Source organism: Lentzea nigeriaca (assembly GCF_016907955.1).
Classification (GTDB): domain Bacteria; phylum Actinomycetota; class Actinomycetes; order Mycobacteriales; family Pseudonocardiaceae; genus Lentzea; species Lentzea nigeriaca.
The window spans coordinates 236,419-257,329 of sequence record NZ_JAFBCX010000002.1; the positions used below are offsets into that span (position 1 = coordinate 236,419).

Consider the following 20,911-nt stretch of genomic DNA (forward strand, 5'->3'; position numbering starts at 1 on the left):
GTTTGGCCGCTGACACACGCGTGATGTGCGCCTCTACGCTGACGCGATGCAGCGCATTGCGTACTTCGGACCACAAGGGACCTTCACCGAGCAGGCCGCTCTCCGCTTCGGCTCGGAACTCGTCCCGGTGGACACGATTCAGCTCGCCATCGCCTCGGTGCGCAAGGGCGAAACCGAGTTCGCGTGCGTGCCCATCGAGAACTCCGTCGAGGGCGCCGTGCCCGCGACGCTCGACGCGCTGGTGCGCGACGAACCGGTCATCGCGGTGGCCGAGACGGTGCTCGACGTTCGCTTCAGCGTCCTGGTCCGTCCCGGCACGACTGAGATCAAGACGATCGCGTCGCACCCGCACGCCCTGGCCCAGGTCCGCGAGTGGATCGCCGACACGCTGCCCGGCGTCACCTCGATCGCCACGTCGTCCACCGCGGCCGCCGCCGCCGCCGTAGAACGAGGCGAGTTCGACGCCGCCGTGACCGCCCCGGTGGCCGTGAACCACTACGAGCTCGACGAGTACGCGACGGACGTGCTGGACGTGGCCGACGCCCGCACCCGCTTCCTGCTGCTGCGCCGACCGGGCGCACTGCCTGAGCCGACCGGAGCAGACCGCACCAGCGTCGTCGTGACCACCCCCAACCGCGTGGGCGTGTTGTCCGAGCTGCTCACCGAGCTGGCGTTGCGTGGCATCAATCTCACCGGCCTCGAATCGCGTCCCACCAAGGGCAAACTGGGGGAGTACCGCTTCTACATCGACGTCGAGGGGCACATCGCAGAACCGAGGATCGGTGACGCGCTGGCCGCGCTGCACCGACACTCGCGCGAGATCCGGTTCCTCGGGTCCTTCCCGAAGGCCGACCACGAGCCCGTCGAGGCTCACAACGACGAGTTCGCCGCAGCAGCCGCTTGGGTCGATGCTGTCAGAAAGGGCGAACGCGGGTGAGGTTGCTGCTGGTCAGGCACGGCGAGACGGCGTCGAACATCGAACGCAAGCTGGACACGGCCATGCCGGGTCCGCCGCTCACCGAGCTCGGCCACAAGCAGGCCCGCGAACTGGCCGACACCCTGGCCGGCGAGGAGATCGCCGCGGTCTACGCGAGCATCGGCCTGCGCGCCCGGCAAACCGCTCTGCCGACCGCCGAACGCTTAGGCCTGCCCGTGCAGATCCTTCCCGGCATCCACGAGATCCAGGTCGGCTCCCTGGAAGGCCGCAACGACACCGAGGCCTACCGGATCTACCTGGAGACGGTCATCAAGTGGGCCGAGGGCACCCTGGACCTGGCGTTCCCCGGCGGCGGCGAGACCGGGCAGCAGGTGCTGGACCGGTTCCTCGGCGCCATCGACTCCATCCGCCAGGACGGCACCGTCATGGTCGTGACGCATGGCGGCGCGGGGCGGATGGGCGCTCTGGCGCTGGCGTCGAACGTGCCGGTGGAGCTGGCCGAGAACCTGCTGCCGAACACCGGGGTCGTGGTGCTGGAGAGCGACGGCGACGGCTGGATGTGCCGGTCGTGGGCGGGCGTGGAACTCTAGCCCGTCGGACAATGTCCGGATGACTCCTCGGGACGCGAACGACTCCGGGGCCGTGGAGACCGCCGCCGACTTCGTCGCCTACCTGAACCTGCTGTCCGAGGACCACGTCCGCGAGGTCGAAGAAGCCCGCGATCCCGGCGACTGGGCGCATTGGGATCTCGGCGCGTTCCTGGAGGCGTGGGCGGCCTACCTGGCGGCGGTGGTCGTGGAGGGCAGACCGGACGTTCCCGAGGACCTGCTGGAGCCCTCGTGGCGGAGCTTCGCCCAGCACCTCGACGCGGCCCGCCGCTACGAGTGACTAACCCCAGCCCAGTTCGTGCAGCTTCGCGTCGTCCACCCCGAAGTGGTGCGCGATCTCGTGCACCACGGTGATCACCACTTCCTCCACGACGTCGTCCTCCGAGTCGCAGATGTCGAGGATCGCCTCGCGGTAGATGAAGATGTGGTCCGGCAGTGCGCCGCCGTAGTCCGAGTTGCGCTCGGTCAGCGCGATGCCCTGGTACAGCCCGAGCAGTGACGGCTCGTCGGGGTTGCGGTCCTCGACCAGCACCACCACGTTGTTCATGGCGTGCATGAACTCGGGTGGGATCATGTCCAGGGCTTCTTCGACCAGCTCGTCGAAGCGAGCCCTGGTCATCTCGACGGTCATCGGTTCTCGGTGGTCGTGGTGGGTGCGCTTGAGGACGACGGCTTGTCCGGCTTGCCGGAGTCCGAAGGCTTGGCCGAGTCCGACGGCTTGCCGGTCTCCGAGTGCAGCGGGGCGCCGGTCGGCTCGTCCTGGGGCTTCACCGCGGTGGTCTGGGGTGGGTTCGCCGTGGTCAGCGGGGCGCCGTTGGGGTTGCGGACGCTGTCCTTCCAGGCCACCAGGTTGTTGCCCTGGGGAACGGCGCCGATCTTGCAGTTGGCCTTGCGGGAGCCGACGGCCCAGCTCTTGTCGGAGCGGGTGTCCCAGGTGACGAGCAGGTTCTTGGCCTTCAGGTCGGCGCCGCCGGTGTACTCGTTGGCGATGGCCGCGCACTTCTCCGACATGATCGCGTCCTGCTTGTCGGTCGGCAGGAAATCGCCCTCGGGGTGCTGGACGACGCCGATGATCTCGAACGCGTGCGGCTGGGCGCAGTCGACCGGGTCGCCGACCGTGTTGTTCTCGCCCAGCGCCAGGCAGATGCCGGGGTCGTAGACGTTCGACTGGTCCTGGTTCTTCGCGCTGCCGAACGACGGGAGGGCGGCTCCGGACGGCGCGGTGACCTGCAGGCCGCAGCGGAGCTGGCGGTAGCCGCTCGACCAGCGGTGCTCGTCGGGGTTCAGCGTGCTGACGCCGTACTTGCCCTCCGGGTCGAGCTTGTCGGACATGTACGTCTTCGCCGCCTGCGCGCAGTGCTCCTGCGCGATCTTCTCCCAGGCCTCGGCGTTCGGGAACGGCGCTTCCTTGGGGTACTGCGCGGTGATGTCGGCGGTGCCGGTGACCTCGAAGCGGTGGGCGGCGCCGCAGTCGACCTTCTGCGCGTCGGAGAGATCTGCCTTCTCCCAGTTCAGGCACTCGCCAGCGTTCGCCTGGTAGGCCGCGTTGACGAGCTCGCGCTTGGTGCTGAGCGGGCCTCCTGCCAGCACGGACGTGAACGCGGACAACATCAGCAGGGCGAACGCTCCGACGAAAGCGCCGACCATCACAAGCCGCGTGTCGCGGATGTGACCTGATCGACTCAACCAACCGGCGCTCGGAGACATCTCATCCATGATGCCCGTGCTGTGTGAGACGGCTGTGCGCCGGGTTGGGTCGAGTGTTGCTATTAGGACACTCGTCACTCAATCGGCCGTGTTTCAGCTGCTTCGCTCGGTACCTTGCCCGCGGGAGTGGTGATGACTGACAACAACCTGCCAGAACCTGGCCAGCCGACGCCCCAACCAGGGCAGCCCGGCGAGCCGCAACAGCCGCCGCCGTACCAGCCTGCCCCGCAGCCGCAACCGCCCGTGAAGGGCAAGGGCAGCATGCGCCAGCAGCAGGCGGGCGTGACGCAGCCGCGTCAGCCGACGGTCGCCGAGCAGCGTGCTCGTGCCGCCGCGTTGAAGGCTCAGCAGGAGCGGTTCGCCGCCGAGTCCGCCGCGTTCGAGAAGCGCCGCAAGACGCGCAAGCGCCTGCTCATCGGTGGCGGTGTCACCGTGGGTGTCGTGGCGCTGGTCGCGATCTGGTACGCGGCCGCCAGCCCGAAGAACGTCACGGCGCAGTGCACGGACCAGAACAACGTCATCGTCGACGACGACTACTGCTCCGACAGCTACTACCGCAGCCACGGCGGGTACTCGAGCGGTGGCTTCATCTACATCGGTGGCAGCTCGTACCGCTACAACTACGGCGGCTCGGGCGTCGTCGGACAGAAGGTCACGGGCGGCAGCTACACCATCCCCAAGGGTGCGAACGTCGCCACCAAGTCCGGCACGACGGTGCAGCGCGGCGGCTTCGGCATCAGCAGCGGCTCGTCCAGCAGCGGAGGCTGACCGAAGTTGCGTCGAGAAACCTCGCAACCGCGGCCGAACTGGCAGCGCACAGTGTCGGACCAGGGGTTGGTCTTCGGCCTGCCCGCGAAGTACGCCGACGGCGCCGACCGGCCCTACTGGGACGAGTCGGTGCACTACGTGTTCGAGATGAGCGAGATCCTCTCGCTGGAAGCCGACGTCGAGCTGCTCCACTCCATGTGCCTCGACGCGGTCGACAACGTGGTGCTGACCGAGCGCTACCGGGACTTCGGCATCCCCGAGTGGGTCTGGCCGCACATCGCCGAGTCGTGGCGCCGCCGCGACCCGCACGTCTACGGCCGCTTCGACCTGCGCTACGACGGGTCTGGCCCGGCGAAGCTGCTCGAGTACAACGCCGACACCCCCACGTCGTTGCTCGAGGCCGCCTACATCCAGTGGTACTGGAAGACCGACGTCTTCCCGGACGACGACCAGTGGAACTCGCTGCACGAGCGGCTGGTCGAGCGGTGGGCGGAGATCGGCGCCAAGCTGCCCTCCGGTGAGCTGCACTTCAGCTGGTCGAGCGCCGACCCGTCCGGCGAGGACCACCTCACCGCCGCCTGCCTGCAGGAGACGGCCGCGGAGGCCGGCCTGAACACCGTGGGCATCGCGATGGAGGACATCGGCTGGGACACGCTGCTCAACCGGTTCGTCGACCTCGAAGAGGCCCCGATGAGCACGGCGTTCAAGCTCTACCCGTGGGAGTGGGTGGTCGAGGAGCAGTTCGGCCGCCACGCCGTCGAGTCGTTGCCCGGCACGCTGTGGATCGAGCCGCTGTGGAAGATGCTGCTCTCCAACAAGGCGCTGCTCGCGATCCTGTGGGAGATGTACCCGGGCCACCCCAACCTGCTCCCTGCCTACCTGAACAACCCCGGCATGCTCACCGAGTACGTGCGCAAACCGCTGCTCGGCCGCGAGGGTTCGAACATCCAGATCGTCGCTCCCGGCTACGAGACACAGACCGGTGGCGTGTACGGCAAAGAAGGTTTCGTGTACCAGCTGTTCGATCCGCTTCCGGACTTCGACGGCTACCGCCCCGCATTGGGTGCCTGGGTCGTCGGCGACACGTCGGCAGGCCTCGGCATCCGGGAAACGGTCGGTCTCGTGACCGACGATGGCGCGGCGTTCGTGCCGCATCGAATTGTTGAGTAAGACTCCGAAAGGGAACAGCACATGACGACCACGCTGCTCGCGTTGGATCCCGGCTTCGGCGCGACCCTGGGTCGGAACATCGGCGCGATCGCGCTGTACGCCGTCGTCGGGCTCGTCCTCATGGTCTTCGGCTTCTACGCGATCGACTGGACCACGCCGGGCAAGCTGTCCACCCTCGTCCGCAACGGCGCCCCGAACGCGGTCATCGTGACCGCCTCCGGCCTGCTGTCGATGGCGTTCATCGTCGTCATCGCCATCACCAGCTCGGTGGGCAAGCTCGACGAGGGTCTGCTGTCCGCCCTGGTCTACGGCCTGGTCGGCATCATCGTGCAGGTCGCGGCCGTCCGGTTGCTGGAGTGGGTGACCAAGCTCGACATCGGTTCGATCATCGAGTCGGACCAGTTCGCGCCGGCTTCCGCCGTCGTCGCGTCGGCGCACGTCGCCCTGGGTCTCGTGGTGGCCGTCGCCATCAGCTGATCGCACGCTTCGCGCAGTCCCCGCCCGTACCGCGTTCCGGATATCCGGATGAGACGTGGAACGGGCGGGGACTACCCTTTTCAGGGTGATTGACCTCAAGGTGTTGCGCGAGAACCCGGAGATCGTGCGCGCTTCGCAGCGCGCCCGCGGCGAGGACGAGGGTGTCGTCGACTCCCTGCTGTCCGCTGACGAGCGCCGGCGGACCGCCATCTCCCGCGCGGACACCCTGCGTGCCGAGCAGAAGGTGCTCGGCAAGGAGGTCGGCAAGGCCAAGGGCGACGAGCGCAACGCGCTGCTCGCCAAGGCGAAGGACCTGGCCGCCGAGGTCAAGGCCGCCGAGGCCGAGCAGAACGCCACCGCCGAGGAGGTCAACGAGCTCCTCGCCAAGATCCCCAACCTGGTGCACCCGGACGCGCCGGTCGGCGGTGAGGACGACTTCGTCGTGCTCAAGACGGTGGGTGAGCCGCGCGAGTTCGACTTCGAGCCGCAGGACCACCTCGACCTGGGCACCAAGCTCGGCGCGATCGACATGGAGCGCGGCGCCAAGGTCGGCGGCAGCCGGTTCTACTTCCTCAAGGGCGTCGGCGCGCAGCTCGAGCTCGCGCTGCTCAACATGGCCGCCCAGCAGGCCACGGCCAACGGGTTCCAGCTCATGATCACGCCCACGCTGGTGCGGCCGGAGATCATGGCGGGTACCGGGTTCCTCGGCGCGCACTCGAGCGAGATCTACCACCTGCCGAACGACGACCTGTACCTCGTCGGCACGTCGGAGGTGCCGCTCGCGGGCTACCACGCCGACGAGATCCTCGACGGCGAGAAGCGGTACGCGGGCTGGTCGTCGTGCTACCGGCGCGAGGCCGGGTCGTACGGCAAGGACACCCGCGGCATCATCCGCGTGCACCAGTTCAACAAGGTCGAGATGTTCTCCTACGTGAAGCCCGAGGACGCCGAGGCCGAGCATGCCCGGCTGCTCGCGTGGGAAGAGGAGATGCTCGCCAAGATCGAGGTGCCCTACCGCGTCATCGACACGGCCACCGGCGACCTCGGCATGTCGGCGCACCGCAAGTTCGACTGCGAGGCGTGGGTGCCGACGCAGCAGAAGTACCGCGAGCTGACCTCGACGTCGAACTGCACCACGTTCCAGGCGCGCCGGCTCAACGTGCGCTACCGCGACGAGAACGGCAAGTCGCAGATCGCCGCCACGCTGAACGGCACGCTGGCGACCACGCGGTGGATCGTCGCGATCCTGGAGAACCACCAGAACGCCGACGGCTCCGTCACCGTCCCCGAGGCCATGCGGCCGTTCATGGGCGGCCAGGAAGTGCTCAAGCCGCAGTAGGCGGCCCAGCCGGCCCAACCAGCCGGTCCGGTACAGTGGCTACCCGTCCGCGCCCGGCGAATCCGCTGGTGGCGTGGGTTACACGGCAACCGACGGGCAGGACGGACCAGGTGGCGAACCGCATTCACGAGACCGCGATCATCGGTGCGGAGGTCGAGCTCGGCGACGACAACGTCATCGGCCCCTACACGGTGATCGCCGGTCCGTGCCGGATCGGTGACGGCAACTTCATCGGACCGCACGTGAGCATCGGCGGGCCGGCCGAATACCTCAGCGCACCGCACGTCGCGGGCTGGGACGGCGAGGTCGAGGGCCCCGGTGTGGTGATCGGCGACCGCAACCGCATCCGCGAGTTCGTCACGATCAACCAGGGCGTCACGGACGCCACCAGGGTCGGCAACGACAACTACGTCATGGGCCGCGCGCACATCGCGCACGACTGCGTGGTCGACAACAACGTCGTCATCACGAGCGCCGTGCAGATCGCCGGGCACTGCCACGTGTGGTCGGGCAGCAACATCGGCCTCGGCACCGTCGTGCACCAGGGCGTGCAGATCGGGCCCGGCGCGATGGTCGGCCTCGGCTCCGCCATCCGCAAGGAGGTGGGTGCGTTCACGATCACGCTGGGCAACCCCGCCCGCACGACCGGCGTCAACGTCATCGGCCTGCAGCGCCGCGGGTGCGGCGAGGAATCAATCGCCGCGCTCACGGGTTTCCTCACGGGGAAGGAGCCGGAGGTTCCCGCCGGTCTGCCGGAGGAGCTCACCACCCTGCTGAAGGCGTGGACCCAGCGCGCCGAGCAGCACTGACGCCGTCCACGCACCGATTCGGAAGAGAGAACATGAACGACCGCCTTCGCGCTGTTTTCGTCGACGCCCTGCAGCTGGACGACGACGTCGACGTCGAAAGTCTCAAGTACCGCGACATCGAGGCGTGGGACTCGGTCGGCCACATGGCGCTGATCGCGGCCATCGAGGACGAGTTCGACGTGCAGTTCGAGACCGAGCAGGTCATCGACATGAGCAGTTTCAAGGTCGCCGTCGACATGCTCAAGGGTCTCGGCGTCAGTGAGTGATTTCACTGGCAAGGTCGCGGTCGTCACCGGCGGCACGCGGGGCATCGGCTTCGCGACCGCACGGGCTCTGCGCGAAGCCGGTGCGACCGTCGTTCTGACGGGCAGGGACGAGGAGACGGCCGCCAAGAGGGCGCAGGAGATCGACGCGCACGGCGTGGCGCTCGACGTCTCGGACTCGGCCGCGGTGAAGGACGTCTTCAAGGCGATCGCCAAGGAGCACGGCCGCATCGACGTGCTCGTCGCCAGCGCTGGTGTGCTGGAGGGCGGGCTGATCGGCATGCTCACCGACGAGCACGTCGCGACGACGCTCAGCACGAACGTCGCGGGCACCATCGCCTGCGTGCAGGCCGCCGCGCGCGCCATGATGCGCAAGCGCAGCGGCTCGATCGTGCTGCTCGGGTCGATCGTGGGCGAGCGCGGCAACGCCGGTCAGGCCGTCTACGCCGCGTCGAAGGCCGCGCTCAGCGCGTTCGCCAAGTCCGCGGCGAAGGAGCTCGGGCGCAGCGGCATCCGCGTCAACGCGGTCGCGCCCGGCGTGATCCAGACCGACCTCATCGCCGAGCAGTCCGACGAGGTGCTCGCGAAGATCAAGGACGACACGGCCCTGCGCCGCCTCGGCACGGCCGACGAGGTCGCGAAGGTGATCGCGTTCCTGGCGGGTGACGACGCGTCGTTCGTGACCGGCCAGGTGCTCGGGATCGACGGAGGACTGGTGCTGTGAAGCTGCTGCACGCAGGCGCCCGGTTGCTCGACGCCACGACCGGCGAGGTCATCGGCGGCGCGGACCTCGAGGCACGGGTGCAGGAGCGGGCCAAGACGTTCGCCGACCTGCCACCCGGCGTGTTGTTCGCGCGCATCTCACCCGACGTGCCCGGCGTGCTCAGCTATCTCGCCGCCCTGGTGGCGAACCGCCCGGTCGCGTTGCTCGACCCGGCGCAGGACCGCGAGGTGCTGGACGGGTTGATCGCCCGCTTCCGGCCTGCAGCGGTGCTCGGCATCCACGACGCGGACCCGGCGCCCGGCTACTCGGGCGACTGGGTGCGCGAGGACGCCGAGGGCGTCGTGCCGCACGAGGACCTGGCGGTGCTGCTGCCGACGAGCGGCTCGACCGGCAACCCGAAGTTCGTCCGGCTGTCCCGTGCCGCGATCGAGGCCAACGCCGAGGCGATCGCCGAGGTGCTGGGGATCGACGAGAACGAGATCGCGCCGACGACGCTGCCGCTGCACTACAGCTACGGCATGTCGGTGCTGAACAGCCACCTCGTGCGCGGCGCGACGGTGCTGCTGGAGGGTTCCGGCGTCGTCGGCCGCGGCTTCTGGGACGCCGTGACGCAGTACGGCGCCACGTCGCTCGCCGGGGTGCCGTACCACTACGAGATGCTCCGGCGGCTGCGGTTCGATCCGAGCAAGTACCCGACGCTCCGCACGCTCACCCAGGCGGGCGGCAAGCTGCGGCCGGAGCTGATCACCGAGTTCCACGACAAGATGTCGGCGGTCGGCGGCCGGATGTTCGTGATGTACGGCCAGACCGAGGCCGCGCCCAGGATGGCCACGCTGCCGTCCGAGCGGCTGCCCGAGAAGCTCGGGTCGGTCGGTCCGGCGCTGCCCGGCGGAACGTTCACGATCCGCGCCGAGGACGGCACCGAGCTCACCGAGCCGGGGGTCACCGGCGAGGTCGTCTACCGCGGCCCGAACGTGATGATGGGCTACGCCGAGTCCGAGGCGGAGCTGGCGCTGGGCGACGTGGTCGGCGGCGAGCTCGTCACCGGCGACCTCGGCCACCTCGACGAGGACGGCTTCCTGTTCATCACGGGCAGGATCAAGCGCATCGGCAAGATCTTCGGCAACCGCGTGAGCCTCGACGACCTCGAGCAGATCGTGAAGGCGCACGGTGCCGCCGTCGCCGTGCCCGCGGGCGACAAGGTCGTCGTCTGGCTCGACCAGGCGGACTCCGACACCTGCAAGGCGGCGGCGAAGCTGCTGTCCGAGACCCTGCACCTGCACGTCACGGGCTTCGACGTGCGGCCGAGCGACGGTTTTCCGTTGCTGCCCAGCGGGAAGATCGACTACCGGTCCCTGGAGGCACAGGTATGAGCGACAGCGTTTTCGGTCGCAGCCAGGTCGAACGCGAGTCGGCGCTGCTGACCGAACTGACCGAGCTGACCGAGCACCACCGGGCGCACTCGGTGCAGTACGACCGCATCCTGGCCTCGCTCGGCATCGAGAAGGGCCGCCGGTTCGACCGGCTGGCCGACCTGCCGTGGCTGCCCGTGCGGATGTTCAAGACGCACGACCTGAAGAGCATCCCGGACGACGAGGTGTTCAAGGTCCTCACGTCGTCCGGCACCACGGGTGCCGGCGCGTCCCGGATCTACCTCGACAAGGAGGCCGCCGCGGTGCAGCCGCGCATGCTCGGCGCGACCCTGCGCGAGGTGCTCGGCGGCAAGCGCCTGCCGATGCTGATGATCGACACGATCAGCATCATCAAGAACCGCCGCTCGTTCTCGGCCCGTGGCGCCGGAGTGCTCGGCATGGCGAACTTCGGCCGTGCGCACGTCTACGCGCTCGACGAGAACGACCAGCCGGACGTCGAGGCCGTGAAGGGGTTCCTGGAGAAGCACGGCGGCGAGCCGTTCCTCATCTTCGGCTTCACCTTCATGGTGTGGCAGTACCTCTACGAGGTCGCCAAGGAACACAAGCTCGACCTCTCCAACGGCATCCTGATCCACTCCGGCGGCTGGAAGAAGCTGATCGACATCGCCGTCGACAACAGCGAGTTCCGCCGCCGGTTCGCCGAGGACACGGGCCTCACCCAGATCCACAACTACTACGGGATGATCGAGCAGATCGGCACGGTCTTCCTGGAGGGTCCCTCCGGCAACTCCCTGTACTGCCCGGAGTTCGCGGAGGTCATCATCCGCAACCCGGACACGTGGGAGGAGCAGCCGGTCGGTGAGCCAGGTGTCATCGAGGTGATCAGCACGCTGCCGCGCAGCTACCCAGGCCACGTGCTGCTGACCGAGGACCTCGGTGTGGTGCACGGGATCGACGACGGCGACTGGCCTGGCAAGCGGTTCTCCGTGCTCGGCCGCCTACCGCGTGCGGAGGCCCGCGGCTGCTCGGACACCTTCTCTGGAGCTGTGGCATGAAGCGCCGATTCCCCGCCGGACCGGACACGAACGTCGACGACCTGCTCGCCGGGCTCGCGAGCGAACCCGAGGGCGGCCGGCTGAAGGTCGGCGACGAGCGGATCGTCGACTTCCTGGTGTCGTTCGCGCGCAAGCTGCTCGCGCCCGCCACCGCCCGCCGCTACCCGGAGCTCGCCTCGCTGGGCTTCTTCCTGCGCCGCGGGGAGATCGCGAAGGTGCTGCGGGCGGTCGAGACGAACCCCGGCGTCCTGCGGTTCCCGCGCGGCATGGTGTTCCACGTGCCGCCGGCGAACGTCGACACGATCTTCGTGTACTCGTGGGCGCTGTCCGCGCTCGCGGGCAACAGGAACGTCGTGCGGATCTCGCCGCGGTCGGCCGGTGCGGCCGAGGCCGTGGTCGAGGCGCTGAACGCGGCGCTCGCGGACGCGCACCCGGCTGTCGCGCAGACCCAGGTCATGGTCACCTACGACCGCGACGACAAGATCACCGCCGCTCTCTCCGCCGCCTGCGACCTGCGGGTCATCTGGGGCGGCGACCGCGCGGTGACCGAGGTCCGCAAGATGCCGCTCGCGCCGCACTCACGCGACGTCACGTTCCCCGACCGCGCCTCGTTCGCGGCGATCTCCGTCGCGGGCTGGGAAGCGGCGACGCCGGAGCAGCGCCGCGATGTCGCCGTCGGCTTCTACAACGACTCGTACTGGTTCGACCAGGCCGCCTGCGCGTCGCCGCGGGCGTTGTTCTGGGTCGGCGACGAGAAGGGCGCCGAGGCCGGTCGCGAGGAGTTCCGCCGCCTGCTCATCGACGTGGTGGCGCAGAAGGAACTCGTCGTCGAGCCGGCGATGGCCGTGCAGAAGCGCGTGTCGGCGTACGGGGTCGCGGCCGACGGGCACGCCACCTCGATCCGGTTCGACGGCAACGCCGTCGCCACGCTGGAGCTCACCTCGCCAGGCGAGGTGCCGCGCGAATGGCTCGGTGTGGGCACGTTCCCGCTCGCCACGCTGCCGTCGCTGGACGCGCTCGTGAGCCTGGTGGAGCGCAAGGACCAGACGCTGTCGGTCTTCGGGTTCTCCCAGCAGGAGCTGGAAGATCTCGCGCACGACCTCGCGGGCAGGGGCATCGACAGGATCGTGCCGTTCGGCTCGGCGCTCACGTTCTCCGAGCGCTGGGACGGCTACGACCTGCTGGCCGAGTTCACCAGGCTCGTCACGGTCCAGGCGTAAAGCCTTCTGACACAACGAAAACGGGCCCCGCAACGGCGGGGCCCGTTCTTGTTGTGAGACTCAGCAGAAGCCCATGTTCGACAGCGTGTCGACCACGATCTTGCTCGGGTGGAAGTCGTCCATCTTGGACGGACGGCGGTACGACTCGTAGTCGTCCAGGAAGCCCTGCAGCTTGCCGCCGTCCATGCCGGTCAGCAGCAGCGTGGTGTTGCCGCCGTGGTTGTCCTCGGTGCGCTCGCGGTGGATCGCGCACGGCACGCCGAGGTAGTTACACTCGGCCTGCAGGCCGCCGGAGTCGGTGACGACGAACTTCGCGCGCGCCATGATCGGCAGGAACGCGAGGTAGCGCAGCTTCGGCTTGATGATCAGGCGCTCGCCGTCGAAGAGGTGGCCGAGGCCGTACTGCTTGATGCGCTCCTGCTCCGGCGGGCCCGCCAGGTACAGGATCGGCATCCGCTCGGACGCCTTCTTCAGCAGCTCCAGCGCCTCGGTGTACTTGTCCCGGCGGGACACCAGCTCGAAGCGGTGCAGCGTCGCGAGACCGAACTCCTCCGGCAGCTCGAACGTCGGCTCGGCGTCGATGGCGAGACGCATCGCGTCGATCGCCGTGTTCGCGCCGGTGTTGATGACCGCGCCGCGGGCGTTGCGGAGGTTGTTGACCTCCTTGGCCGTCGGGGCGAAGTGCAGGTCGACGATCTTCGCGGCGAGCTTGCGGTTGAGCTCCTCCGGCAGCGGCGACAGCAGGCTGCCCGAGCGCGCGCCGGCCTCGATGTGGCCGACACGGGCGCGCAGGATCCGCTTGCCGATGAACGCGCCGTACGGCGTGGTGAACGTGTCGCCGTGCACCAGCACCAGGGGCGGGCGGCCGTCGTCCTTGAGGATGGCCTTGAGCTCGTGGCGGCGCGACCACGCGTTCTTCATGACGGTGGCGGCCCAGCCGGGCACCTGCGCCGGGCGCTCGATGTGCTGTGCCTGCTCCTTCGGCACCAGCCACACGCTGGGTTCGGGCAGCTGCAGGTCGGCCAGCGTCTCCGCGACGTGGTCGACGTGCTGCGCGGTGAACCAGATCTGCGGCTTCGTCCCGCGCTCGGAGATCGCGTGGAAGACGGGTGCGATCTTGATCAGTTCCGCGGTGGTGCCGAGGATGAAGGAAATCACCCGGCAGAGAATACCGGGGCTGCTATTCGATCACGGACCGCGTCAGGTCCGCCACGTGTTTCGCGATCTCCAGCGAACCCGTCGCCGCAGGAGAGGGCGCGTTCAGCACGTGGACCTGCCGCGGTGCGCTCTCGACCAGGAAATCGTCGACCAGCGAACCGTCCGGCAGCATCGCCTGAGCGCGCACACCGGCCTCCGCGCGCACGATGTCCGCCTCGGTGACCTCGGGCACGAGCCGGGCGAGCGACGCCGCGAACCGCTTGCGGGACAGCGATCGCAGCACCTCCTCCAGGCCCGTTCGCGCGTACTTGCGGGCGAGCTTCCACGTTCCCGGGAACTTCGCGACGTCCGTGACGTCGGCGAACGAGAAGTCGCGCCAGCGATAGCCCTCACGCCGCAACGCGAGCACGGCGTTCGGTCCCGCGTGGACGCTCCCGTCGAGCATCCGCGTCAGGTGCACGCCCAGGAACGGCAGCGTCGGGTCCGGCACGGGGTAGATCAGCCCGCGCACCAGCTCCGTGCGCGTCATCTCGTAGTACTCACCGCGGAACGGCACGATCGTCGCCCGCGGGGTCAGCCCCGCCATGCGCGCCACCCGGTCGCTGTGCAGGCCGGCGCAGTTCACGACCGCGTCCGCCCGCACGACGCCCTGCGGGGTCAGCACCTCGACCCCGCCCGTCACGGACCGGATCGCCATGACGGGGGACTGCAGCCGCAGGTCGTGCTCGGCCAGCTCGCGCACCAGCGCCTCGCACACGGCCGGGAAGTCGATGATGGCGGTGGACTCGACCCGCAACGCCGCGACGCACGACACGTGCGGCTCGTACTCCAGCGCCTCGGTCGCGGAGATCAGTTTCGCCGGGACGCCGTTCGCCTCGGCCCGCACGGCCAGGTCGTGCAGCCGTGGCAGTTCATCGGCGGAACAGGCGACGACGAGCTTGCCGCACACCTCGACCGGAACGTCGTGCTCGCGCGCGAACGCGACCATCGAGGCGTTGCCCGCCACGGACATGCGGGCCTTCAACGACCCCGGCTTGTAGTAGAGCCCGGCGTGCACGACGTTGCTGTTGTGGCCGGACTGGTGCGCTCCCCAGCGGCGCTCCTTCTCCAGCACTGTCACCCGCGAGCCGCGCGAAGCGAGCTCACGAGCCACGGCGAGACCGACGATCCCGCCACCGATCACCACGACATGCGCCACGGAGCGGGAATCTACCGGCCGAGCACGGGCAGGACGTCCGCCGCGATCTCCTCGACGACGCTCTCGCTGCCCGCGTAGATGCCGTCGTGCCGCGGCCAGTGCGCCACGACGTCGGTGAAGCCCAGCTCAGCCGCCCGACCGACGGCGTCGGTGAAGCACTCGACGCTCGACAGCGAGTACACCGGCGCCGAGTCGAGGTTCAGGTAGCGGTTGATCCGCGAGACCCTGCCCGTTGTGAGCAACGTCTCGGTGAACTGCTCCGACAACCGGGCGACACCGCGCCACCACGCGTCGTGGTCGTCGGCGGGCGGTCCCGTGGTGACCCAGCCCTGGCCGAACTGCGCGGCCACCTTCATCGCCTTCGGGCCGTTCGCCGCGACGACGAACGGCATCCGCGGCCGTTGCACGCACCCCGGTGCGCTGCGGGCCTCCTCCGCCGTGAAGAACTCGCCGTGCCACGACGTGCGGTCCTTGACCAGCAGCTGGTCGAGCAGCTCGACGAACTCGCCGAACCGCGCGGTGCGATCACGCGGCAACGGCGCCTTGCCGCCCATCACCGCCGTGTCGTACCCCTCGCCACCTGCGCCGACGCCGAGCGTGAAGCGGCCGTCGGACACGTCGTCGAGCGTCATCAGCTCGCGCGCGAACGGCACAGGGTGACGGAAGTTCGGGCTCGCCACGAACGTCCCGAGCCTGATCCGCGAGGTCACCAGCGCCGCTGCTGTGAGTGTCGGAACCGCGCCGAACCAGGGACCGTCGACCAGTGACCGCCAGCCGAGGTGGTCGTAGGTCCACGCGTGGTGGAACCCGTACTCCTCGGCGGCGCGCCACTTCGCTTCGGCGATCCACCAGCGGTGTTCCGGGAGGATGACGATTCCTGCGCGCACTCTCGTACGGTAACCAGCTGTTCAGCTGCTTACGAACTTGGACCAGGCAACATGGCACCTGTGGAACAACCTCGCCTGGTGGCCTCCGACGTAGACGGAACCCTGCTCGCCGACCACTCGTCGGTGAGCGAGCGCACTCGAGCCGTGGTCAGGCGGGTGCTCGCGGCCGGGGTGCCGTTCGTCCTCGCCACCGGACGCCCGCCGCGCTGGGTGCCGGGCGTCGCCGCCCAGGCCGGCATCGACGGGCTCGCCGTGTGCGCGAACGGCGCGGCGCTCTACGACATCGGCAGTGACGAGATCGTCTGGGCGAGGACGCTCGACCCGGTGCTCATGCACGACATCGCGACGGAGATCGACACCGCGCTGCCCGGCTGCACCTACGCGGTGGAACGGGTCGGCTCCGGGTTCGACGACACGACGTTCGTCGCCGAGCTGAGCTACGTGCACCCCTGGCCCGAGGGCCCGAACGTCGGCCTGACCCGTGCCGAGACGCTGGGCAAGCCGGCGATGAAGCTGCTGGTCGGCAACCCGGACATGACCGGTGACGCGATGGCGCAGGCGATCGGCCCGCTGCTCGAAGGCCAGGTCGACCTGACGTACTCGACCAACAACGGCCTGATCGAACTGGCGGTGCCGGGCGTGACCAAGGCGAGCGCGCTCGCCGACGTGGCCGAGCGGTTCGGCGTGGCGCGGTCGGAGGTGATCGCGTTCGGCGACATGCACAACGACGTGGAGATGCTCCGCTGGGCGGGTCACGGCGTCGCGATGGCGAACGCGCACCAGTCGGCGCTCGACGTGGCCGACGAGGTCACCGCGCCGCACCACGAGGACGGCGTCGCGCTCGTCCTCGAGAGGTGGTTCTGACCGAGCAACCGCGAAGGCCGTTGCGGCGTCTCCATCACCGTGCGCGGAAGACCGTACTCAGCCCCGCATGGCCGGGATCAGCTGTCAACACCCGTACAGGTACCGTAGTTCCCCGCGCCGCTGCTAGAGCGCACTTCGCCGGGTCCGCCGGCGTGGTTCCCCGAAGGCGAGAGACGCTGAATGATCCCGATTACTGTCGTTGACGTTGCCGCGGCCGAGGAGCTCGTGCTGCAGGTGCTCCGGTCCGGTGCGATCGCGCAGGGCCCGATGGTCAAGCGCTTCGAGGACGCCTTCGCGGGTGTCGCGGGCGTGCCGCACGCGATCGCCGTGAACAACGGAACCACCGCGCTCGTGGCGTCACTGCAGGTGCTCGACCTTCAGCCCGGCGACGAGGTCATCACCTCGCCGTTCACGTTCGTCGCGACGCTGAACGCGATCCTGGAGGCGGGGGCCACCGCCCGGTTCGCGGACATCCGCGACGACGACTTCAACATCGACGCCGACAAGGTCGCCGCCGCCGTCACCCCGAACACCAAGGTGCTCATGCCGGTGCACCTGTACGGGCAGACCGCGGACATGGGCAAGCTCGTCCCGCTCGCGCAGGAGCACGGCCTCGCGCTGGTCGAGGACTCCGCGCAGGCCGTCGGCGCCACGTTCGAGGGTCGCCCGGCCGGCAGCTTCGGCATCGGCTGCTTCTCGCTCTACGCGACCAAGAACATCACCACGGCCGAGGGCGGCGTCATCACGACGTCGGACGACACGATCGCCGACCGCCTCCGCGTCCTGCGCAACCAGGGCATGCGGGCCCGCTACCAGTACGAGATGGCTGGCCACAACTACCGGATGACCGACGTCCACGCGGCGATCGGCATCCCGCAGCTCGAGAACCTGGACCAGATCACCAAGGCCCGTCAGGCGAACGCCGACGCGCTGAACAAGGGCCTGGCCGGCATCAAGGGCCTGCAGCTGCCGCAGGTCCTGCCTGGCCGCACCCACGTGTGGCACCAGTACACCGTGCTGATCACCGACGACGCCCCCGTGAGCCGCGACGAGTTCGCCGCGAAGCTCACCGAGAAGGGCATCGGCAACGGCACGTACTACCCGAAGACGGTCTTCGACTACGACTGCTACCGCGACAACCCGAAGGTCGTCATCTCCGACGTCCCGGTCGCCGAGCGCGTCGCCCGCCAGGCCCTGTCGCTGCCGGTGCACCCGAAGCTGACGGACGCCGACCTCGACACGATCGTCACGACGGTCCGCGAGGTGCTCGGAGCATGAGCAGCCTGCCCAAGATCGCGCTCGTCGGCGTCGGCTCTATGGGGTCGCTGCACGCCCGGGTGCTGAACCAGTCCGAGCGCTGTGAGCTCGCCCGGATCATCGACCCTCGTGAGGAGGTCGGCCGCAAGGCCGCCGCGAACTACGAGACGTCGTGGTCGCCGGAGCTCGGCGACCTCTCCGACGTCGACGCCGTCGTGATCGCCTCGGCCACCGAGTCGCACTACGGCCTCGCGCTCGAGGTCCTCAACCAGGGCAAGCCGCTGCTGGTCGAGAAGCCGGTGTGCGCCGACCTCGCGCAGACCGAGGAGGTGCTCGGGCTCTCCAAGGAGCGCGACCTGCCGATCATGTGCGGCCTGCTGGAGCGCTACAACCCGGCCGTGATGACCGCGCTGGAGCTCATCTCCGAACCGGTCTACGTCTCAGCGGTCCGCCACTCGCCGTACGCGCCGCGCATCCGCACGGGCGTGGCGTGGGACCTGCTGGTTCACGACGTCGACCTGGCGATCCGCTGCATGGCGGGCGTCGAGCCGAAGCACGTCTCGGCGGGCGTCGGCCAGTTCCACCCGTCGTCGGTCTCCGGCGCGGAGGACGTGGTCAACACGCTGCTGCACTTCCCGTCCGGCGCCATGGCGTCCGTGTCGGCGTCGCGCATCGGCCAGCGCAAGATCCGCACGCTGTCCATCTCCGAGCTCGACCGCCTGATCGAGGTGGACCTGCTCACCAAGACCGTGACGATCTACCACCACGTCTCGCAGGACGCCGCCACGCCGGACGGCCGCGGCTACCGCCAGCAGGCGATCATCGAGATCCCCGAGCTCGTGACGGCACGTGAGCCGCTCGCGACCCAGCTCGACAGATTCATCGACCTGATCGACGGCAAGATCGACGCCGACCGCGAACGCGACTCGATCCTGCCGTCGCACCGCGCCGTCGCCGCCGTCCGGTCGGCTTCCGCGGCCGGCGCCTGACGAACGTCAAAGGGGGAGACGGTCGTGATCGTGCGTGACGCGCTCGCCATCCTGGTGGGCACAGCCGTCGTCGTGCTGCCGGGCATGTCGCTGCTGCTGGCGCTCGGTGTTCGCCGGCCGCTGTGGTACGCGGCGGTCCCGACCGTCGCCTCCGTCGGCGTTGCGATGGTCACCGCCATCGTCTGCGCCGTGATCGGTCTGCCGTACGGCGTCCCCGCGCTCGGCGTGGTGACGCTGGCGCTGGCAGCGGTCGGGGTGTGGCGCCTGGTCAGGGCACGTGCCGCCGCTGCCGAGAAGCCGCGCGTGCGGTTCCGGCTCGGCATGGGCGAGGTGCTCGGGCTGCTGCTCGTGCTGTGCGGCATGGGCCTCGGTGGCGCCATCTGGATGGCGGGCATCGACACGCTCAGCACCATCAGCCAAGAGCACGACATGATCATGCATTACGTGATCACGTCGTACATCGAGCGCACGGGCCACGGTGCTCCGTGGCAGCTGATGCCGAGCGACGTGCTCACCGGCGAGGCCATCTCCTTCTACCCCGCCGGCCTGCACCTGCTCATGTCGGTCGCGAGCGCGCTGACCGGATCCGCGGCCGTCGGCATCAACGCCGTCACCATCGCGGTGCTCGCGTTCGGCTGGGCCGTCTCGGTCGCCTCGCTCGCGTTCGTCGCGGCTCGCCGCGCCGGCATCGGCCGCGGCGGCGCGATGATCGCGGGCGGCATCGCGTCGATCGTCGCGTCCGGTCTCTACCGGCCGGTGTTCTCGCTCATCCACGAGGGCGGCGTGCTGCCGAACGCGGCCACGCTCGTGCTCGCCCCCGGTGTGATCGCCGCGCTGCTCACCGTCCCGCGCAAGGGCTGGGGCCCGGTCGTCGCGATCGCGTTCGGCTGCCTCGGCATCCTCGCGATCCACCCGAGCGCCATGGCCACGGTCGGCGTCAGCCTGATCGCGTGGTGGATCGGCGACGCCTTCACCAAGGGCGGCCTCCGGCGAATCCTCGGCCAGCTGCCCAGGATCGCGGCGGCCGGCGGCATCGCGGTCGTGATCGGCCTGCCGTTGCTCGTCCAGCTCTTCGGCGTCTCCGGCGGCGCCCCCAACGCTCCCGCGGACAGCCCGCCCATCCCGTTCGCCGACGCGCTCGGCAACTCGCTCGGAATGGTCTACTGGGGCTTCGTGATGGAGCACCGCGCCCATCCGCAGCTCGCGGCCGCGATCATCGCGCTGGTCGGTGCCGCCGCTGTGCTGTACTCCCGCAAGGGCCTCGGCATCTTCACCGCGTGGCTCGCGTGGGTCGTGATCGAGGTCGCCTACTGGACCAGCCCCGGCAAGGGCTGGGAGTCGGTGATCACCGGCCTCTTCTACCACTCGAACCTGCGCATCTGGTCGCACATCTCGCTGTTCGCGCCGGTGCTCGGCGCCGTCGGCGTGGTGCTGATCGCGTCACGTGTCGCGCTGTGGCTCGGCAACCGCGCCCCGGTGTTCCGCCGCCGCGTCCGGTTCGCGGCGCTCGGCCTGTCCTTCGTGATGGGCCTGGTCTACCTGCTGTGGCCGGCCGTGAACTACGCGCGCACCGACGCCGACTACATCGCGAACCGCTACGCGCGCCCGAACTTCGTGCGCGTGGGCGTCGACGACGGCAAGGCCATCGCCTGGCTCGGCGACAAGATCAAGCCGGGCGAGCGGGTGCTCAACTCCGCGAACGACGGCTCTACGTTCCTCTACGTCGACGAGGGCATCCCGATCGTCAACATCTCCTCGCTCGGCAACGCGAAACTTCCGCACACCTACCGGTTGCTGAAGGGCCTCAACACCTATCCGTCCAATCCGGAGATCCGGAAGTCGTTGAAGGACCTCAACATCCGCTGGGTGTACGTCGACACGAGCGCACCGCTCATCGGCGCGGCGACCTCGCCGGAGAACTGGGTCGACACCAACACGTTCTCGTTCCCCAAGGGCTTCGAGCACCTCGACGGCCTGCCGGGACTGGAAAAGGTGTTCACCTCGGGGCCCGTGTCCATCTACGAAATCGACGCGAGCGTCCTCAACGGGACCTCCTGACCAACGAAGGGGGCGCCGCCGCCGGGTGGCGTCCCTTCGGGATACTGGCG

At 69.2% G+C, this 20,911-nt stretch carries 22 protein-coding genes; 17 read left to right on the top strand and 5 right to left on the bottom strand.

Annotation, left to right across the window (positions count from 1 at the left end; translation table 11 throughout):
• Nucleotides 1-46: 46 nt before the first annotated feature.
• Genes pheA through JOD27_RS07440 form a run of 3 tightly spaced genes read left to right on the top strand, consistent with a single transcriptional unit; the run spans nt 47 to nt 1,825 of the window.
• A complete protein-coding gene (gene pheA, locus JOD27_RS07430; RefSeq protein WP_204761382.1) occupies nt 47-937 on the top strand; it encodes a prephenate dehydratase in 891 nt (296 codons plus the stop codon).
• The gene (locus JOD27_RS07435; RefSeq protein ID WP_204761383.1) at nt 934-1,527 is read left to right on the top strand and encodes a histidine phosphatase family protein; all 594 of its coding nucleotides are present in this window, start codon (nt 934-936) and stop codon (nt 1,525-1,527) included. Before pheA ends, JOD27_RS07435 begins: the two co-directional genes overlap by 4 nt.
• Before the next feature lie 19 nt (nt 1,528-1,546).
• The gene (locus JOD27_RS07440) at nt 1,547-1,825 is read left to right on the top strand and encodes a DUF7660 family protein (RefSeq protein ID WP_204761384.1); all 279 of its coding nucleotides are present in this window, start codon (nt 1,547-1,549) and stop codon (nt 1,823-1,825) included.
• Here the strand turns inward: JOD27_RS07440 and JOD27_RS07445 are convergent, their stop codons facing one another.
• Both JOD27_RS07445 and JOD27_RS07450 read right to left on the bottom strand, forming a co-directional pair.
• On the bottom strand, nt 1,826-2,176 hold the full coding sequence (locus JOD27_RS07445) for a metallopeptidase family protein (protein WP_204761385.1): 351 nt from the start codon (nt 2,174-2,176) through the stop codon (nt 1,826-1,828). It abuts the gene before it with no gap.
• Nucleotides 2,173-3,192 (bottom strand): septum formation family protein, encoded by a 1,020-nt coding sequence (locus tag JOD27_RS07450; RefSeq protein ID WP_204761386.1) that lies wholly within the window; start codon nt 3,190-3,192, stop codon nt 2,173-2,175. Before JOD27_RS07450 ends, JOD27_RS07445 begins: the two co-directional genes overlap by 4 nt.
• A gap of 192 nt (nt 3,193-3,384) precedes the next feature.
• Between JOD27_RS07450 and JOD27_RS07455 the strand changes: the two genes are divergently transcribed.
• The 10 genes from JOD27_RS07455 (at nt 3,385) to JOD27_RS07500 (ending at nt 12,450) form a co-directional block, all read left to right on the top strand.
• Nucleotides 3,385-4,020 carry a hypothetical protein gene (locus JOD27_RS07455; protein ID WP_239566649.1) on the top strand — a complete coding sequence of 212 codons (636 nt, stop codon included), beginning with the start codon at nt 3,385-3,387 and terminating at the stop codon, nt 4,018-4,020.
• Nucleotides 4,021-4,026: 6 nt separating this feature from the next.
• A complete protein-coding gene (locus tag JOD27_RS07460) occupies nt 4,027-5,190 on the top strand; it encodes a glutathionylspermidine synthase family protein (RefSeq protein WP_204761387.1) in 1,164 nt (387 codons plus the stop codon).
• 21 nt (nt 5,191-5,211) lie between these two features.
• A complete protein-coding gene (locus JOD27_RS07465) occupies nt 5,212-5,667 on the top strand; it encodes a DUF350 domain-containing protein (RefSeq protein ID WP_204761388.1) in 456 nt (151 codons plus the stop codon).
• Nucleotides 5,668-5,752: 85 nt separating this feature from the next.
• Entirely contained in the window at nt 5,753-7,006 is a 1,254-nt protein-coding gene (serS, locus tag JOD27_RS07470; protein WP_204761389.1) for a serine--tRNA ligase, read from the top strand.
• 110 nt (nt 7,007-7,116) lie between these two features.
• A complete protein-coding gene (locus tag JOD27_RS07475) occupies nt 7,117-7,815 on the top strand; it encodes an acyl-ACP--UDP-N-acetylglucosamine O-acyltransferase family protein (RefSeq protein ID WP_204761390.1) in 699 nt (232 codons plus the stop codon).
• A gap of 32 nt (nt 7,816-7,847) precedes the next feature.
• A complete protein-coding gene (locus tag JOD27_RS07480) occupies nt 7,848-8,081 on the top strand; it encodes an acyl carrier protein (protein ID WP_189252571.1) in 234 nt (77 codons plus the stop codon).
• Nucleotides 8,074-8,802: an SDR family NAD(P)-dependent oxidoreductase gene (locus JOD27_RS07485; protein WP_204761391.1), complete on the top strand. Its 729-nt coding sequence runs from the start codon at nt 8,074-8,076 to the stop codon at nt 8,800-8,802. The genes JOD27_RS07480 and JOD27_RS07485 overlap by 8 nt, the downstream gene beginning before the upstream one ends.
• The gene (locus tag JOD27_RS07490) at nt 8,799-10,175 is read left to right on the top strand and encodes an AMP-binding protein (protein WP_204761392.1); all 1,377 of its coding nucleotides are present in this window, start codon (nt 8,799-8,801) and stop codon (nt 10,173-10,175) included. The genes JOD27_RS07485 and JOD27_RS07490 overlap by 4 nt, the downstream gene beginning before the upstream one ends.
• Nucleotides 10,172-11,230: a LuxE/PaaK family acyltransferase gene (locus JOD27_RS07495; protein WP_204761393.1), complete on the top strand. Its 1,059-nt coding sequence runs from the start codon at nt 10,172-10,174 to the stop codon at nt 11,228-11,230. The genes JOD27_RS07490 and JOD27_RS07495 overlap by 4 nt, the downstream gene beginning before the upstream one ends.
• The gene (locus tag JOD27_RS07500; RefSeq protein ID WP_204761394.1) at nt 11,227-12,450 is read left to right on the top strand and encodes an acyl-CoA reductase; all 1,224 of its coding nucleotides are present in this window, start codon (nt 11,227-11,229) and stop codon (nt 12,448-12,450) included. The genes JOD27_RS07495 and JOD27_RS07500 overlap by 4 nt, the downstream gene beginning before the upstream one ends.
• Before the next feature lie 60 nt (nt 12,451-12,510).
• Here JOD27_RS07500 and JOD27_RS07505 read toward each other — a convergent pair whose 3' ends face one another.
• Genes JOD27_RS07505 through JOD27_RS07515 form a run of 3 tightly spaced genes read right to left on the bottom strand, consistent with a single transcriptional unit; the run spans nt 12,511 to nt 15,693 of the window.
• Complete coding sequence (locus JOD27_RS07505) at nt 12,511-13,608, bottom strand: UDP-N-acetylglucosamine 2-epimerase (protein WP_229812280.1); 1,098 nt, start codon at nt 13,606-13,608, stop codon at nt 12,511-12,513.
• 22 nt (nt 13,609-13,630) lie between these two features.
• On the bottom strand, nt 13,631-14,806 hold the full coding sequence (gene lhgD, locus JOD27_RS07510) for an L-2-hydroxyglutarate dehydrogenase (RefSeq protein WP_204761395.1): 1,176 nt from the start codon (nt 14,804-14,806) through the stop codon (nt 13,631-13,633).
• A gap of 11 nt (nt 14,807-14,817) precedes the next feature.
• On the bottom strand, nt 14,818-15,693 hold the full coding sequence (locus tag JOD27_RS07515; RefSeq protein WP_204761396.1) for an LLM class flavin-dependent oxidoreductase: 876 nt from the start codon (nt 15,691-15,693) through the stop codon (nt 14,818-14,820).
• A 60-nt stretch (nt 15,694-15,753) separates the two neighbouring features.
• Here JOD27_RS07515 and JOD27_RS07520 point away from each other — a divergent pair, with 60 nt between their 5' ends.
• From JOD27_RS07520 to JOD27_RS07535, 4 genes are all read left to right on the top strand, one after another.
• A complete protein-coding gene (locus JOD27_RS07520; RefSeq protein ID WP_204761397.1) occupies nt 15,754-16,557 on the top strand; it encodes an HAD family hydrolase in 804 nt (267 codons plus the stop codon).
• A 180-nt stretch (nt 16,558-16,737) separates the two neighbouring features.
• Nucleotides 16,738-17,835 (top strand): DegT/DnrJ/EryC1/StrS family aminotransferase, encoded by a 1,098-nt coding sequence (locus JOD27_RS07525; RefSeq protein ID WP_204761398.1) that lies wholly within the window; start codon nt 16,738-16,740, stop codon nt 17,833-17,835.
• Nucleotides 17,832-18,803, top strand: coding sequence for a Gfo/Idh/MocA family protein (locus tag JOD27_RS07530; protein ID WP_204761399.1), 972 nt, complete (start codon nt 17,832-17,834; stop codon nt 18,801-18,803). Before JOD27_RS07525 ends, JOD27_RS07530 begins: the two co-directional genes overlap by 4 nt.
• A 24-nt stretch (nt 18,804-18,827) precedes the next feature.
• Nucleotides 18,828-20,861 carry a DUF6541 family protein gene (locus tag JOD27_RS07535; RefSeq protein ID WP_204761400.1) on the top strand — a complete coding sequence of 678 codons (2,034 nt, stop codon included), beginning with the start codon at nt 18,828-18,830 and terminating at the stop codon, nt 20,859-20,861.
• Nucleotides 20,862-20,911: the final 50 nt, after the last annotated feature.

Bases quoted from the DNA above. Each gene is read 5' to 3' on its own strand.
- pheA (WP_204761382.1), top strand. From the start codon at position 47: ATGCAGCGCATTGCGTACTTCGGACCACAAGGGACCTTCACCGAGCAG.
- JOD27_RS07440 (WP_204761384.1), top strand. From the start codon at position 1,547: ATGACTCCTCGGGACGCGAACGACTCCGGGGCCGTGGAGACCGCCGCC.
- JOD27_RS07445 (WP_204761385.1), bottom strand. From the start codon at position 2,176: ATGACCGTCGAGATGACCAGGGCTCGCTTCGACGAGCTGGTCGAAGAA.
- JOD27_RS07450 (WP_204761386.1), bottom strand. From the start codon at position 3,192: ATGGTCGGCGCTTTCGTCGGAGCGTTCGCCCTGCTGATGTTGTCCGCG.
- JOD27_RS07455 (WP_239566649.1), top strand. From the start codon at position 3,385: ATGACTGACAACAACCTGCCAGAACCTGGCCAGCCGACGCCCCAACCA.
- JOD27_RS07465 (WP_204761388.1), top strand. From the start codon at position 5,212: ATGACGACCACGCTGCTCGCGTTGGATCCCGGCTTCGGCGCGACCCTG.
- JOD27_RS07480 (WP_189252571.1), top strand. From the start codon at position 7,848: ATGAACGACCGCCTTCGCGCTGTTTTCGTCGACGCCCTGCAGCTGGAC.
- JOD27_RS07495 (WP_204761393.1), top strand. From the start codon at position 10,172: ATGAGCGACAGCGTTTTCGGTCGCAGCCAGGTCGAACGCGAGTCGGCG.
- JOD27_RS07500 (WP_204761394.1), top strand. From the start codon at position 11,227: ATGAAGCGCCGATTCCCCGCCGGACCGGACACGAACGTCGACGACCTG.
- JOD27_RS07525 (WP_204761398.1), top strand. From the start codon at position 16,738: ATGATCCCGATTACTGTCGTTGACGTTGCCGCGGCCGAGGAGCTCGTG.
- JOD27_RS07530 (WP_204761399.1), top strand. From the start codon at position 17,832: ATGAGCAGCCTGCCCAAGATCGCGCTCGTCGGCGTCGGCTCTATGGGG.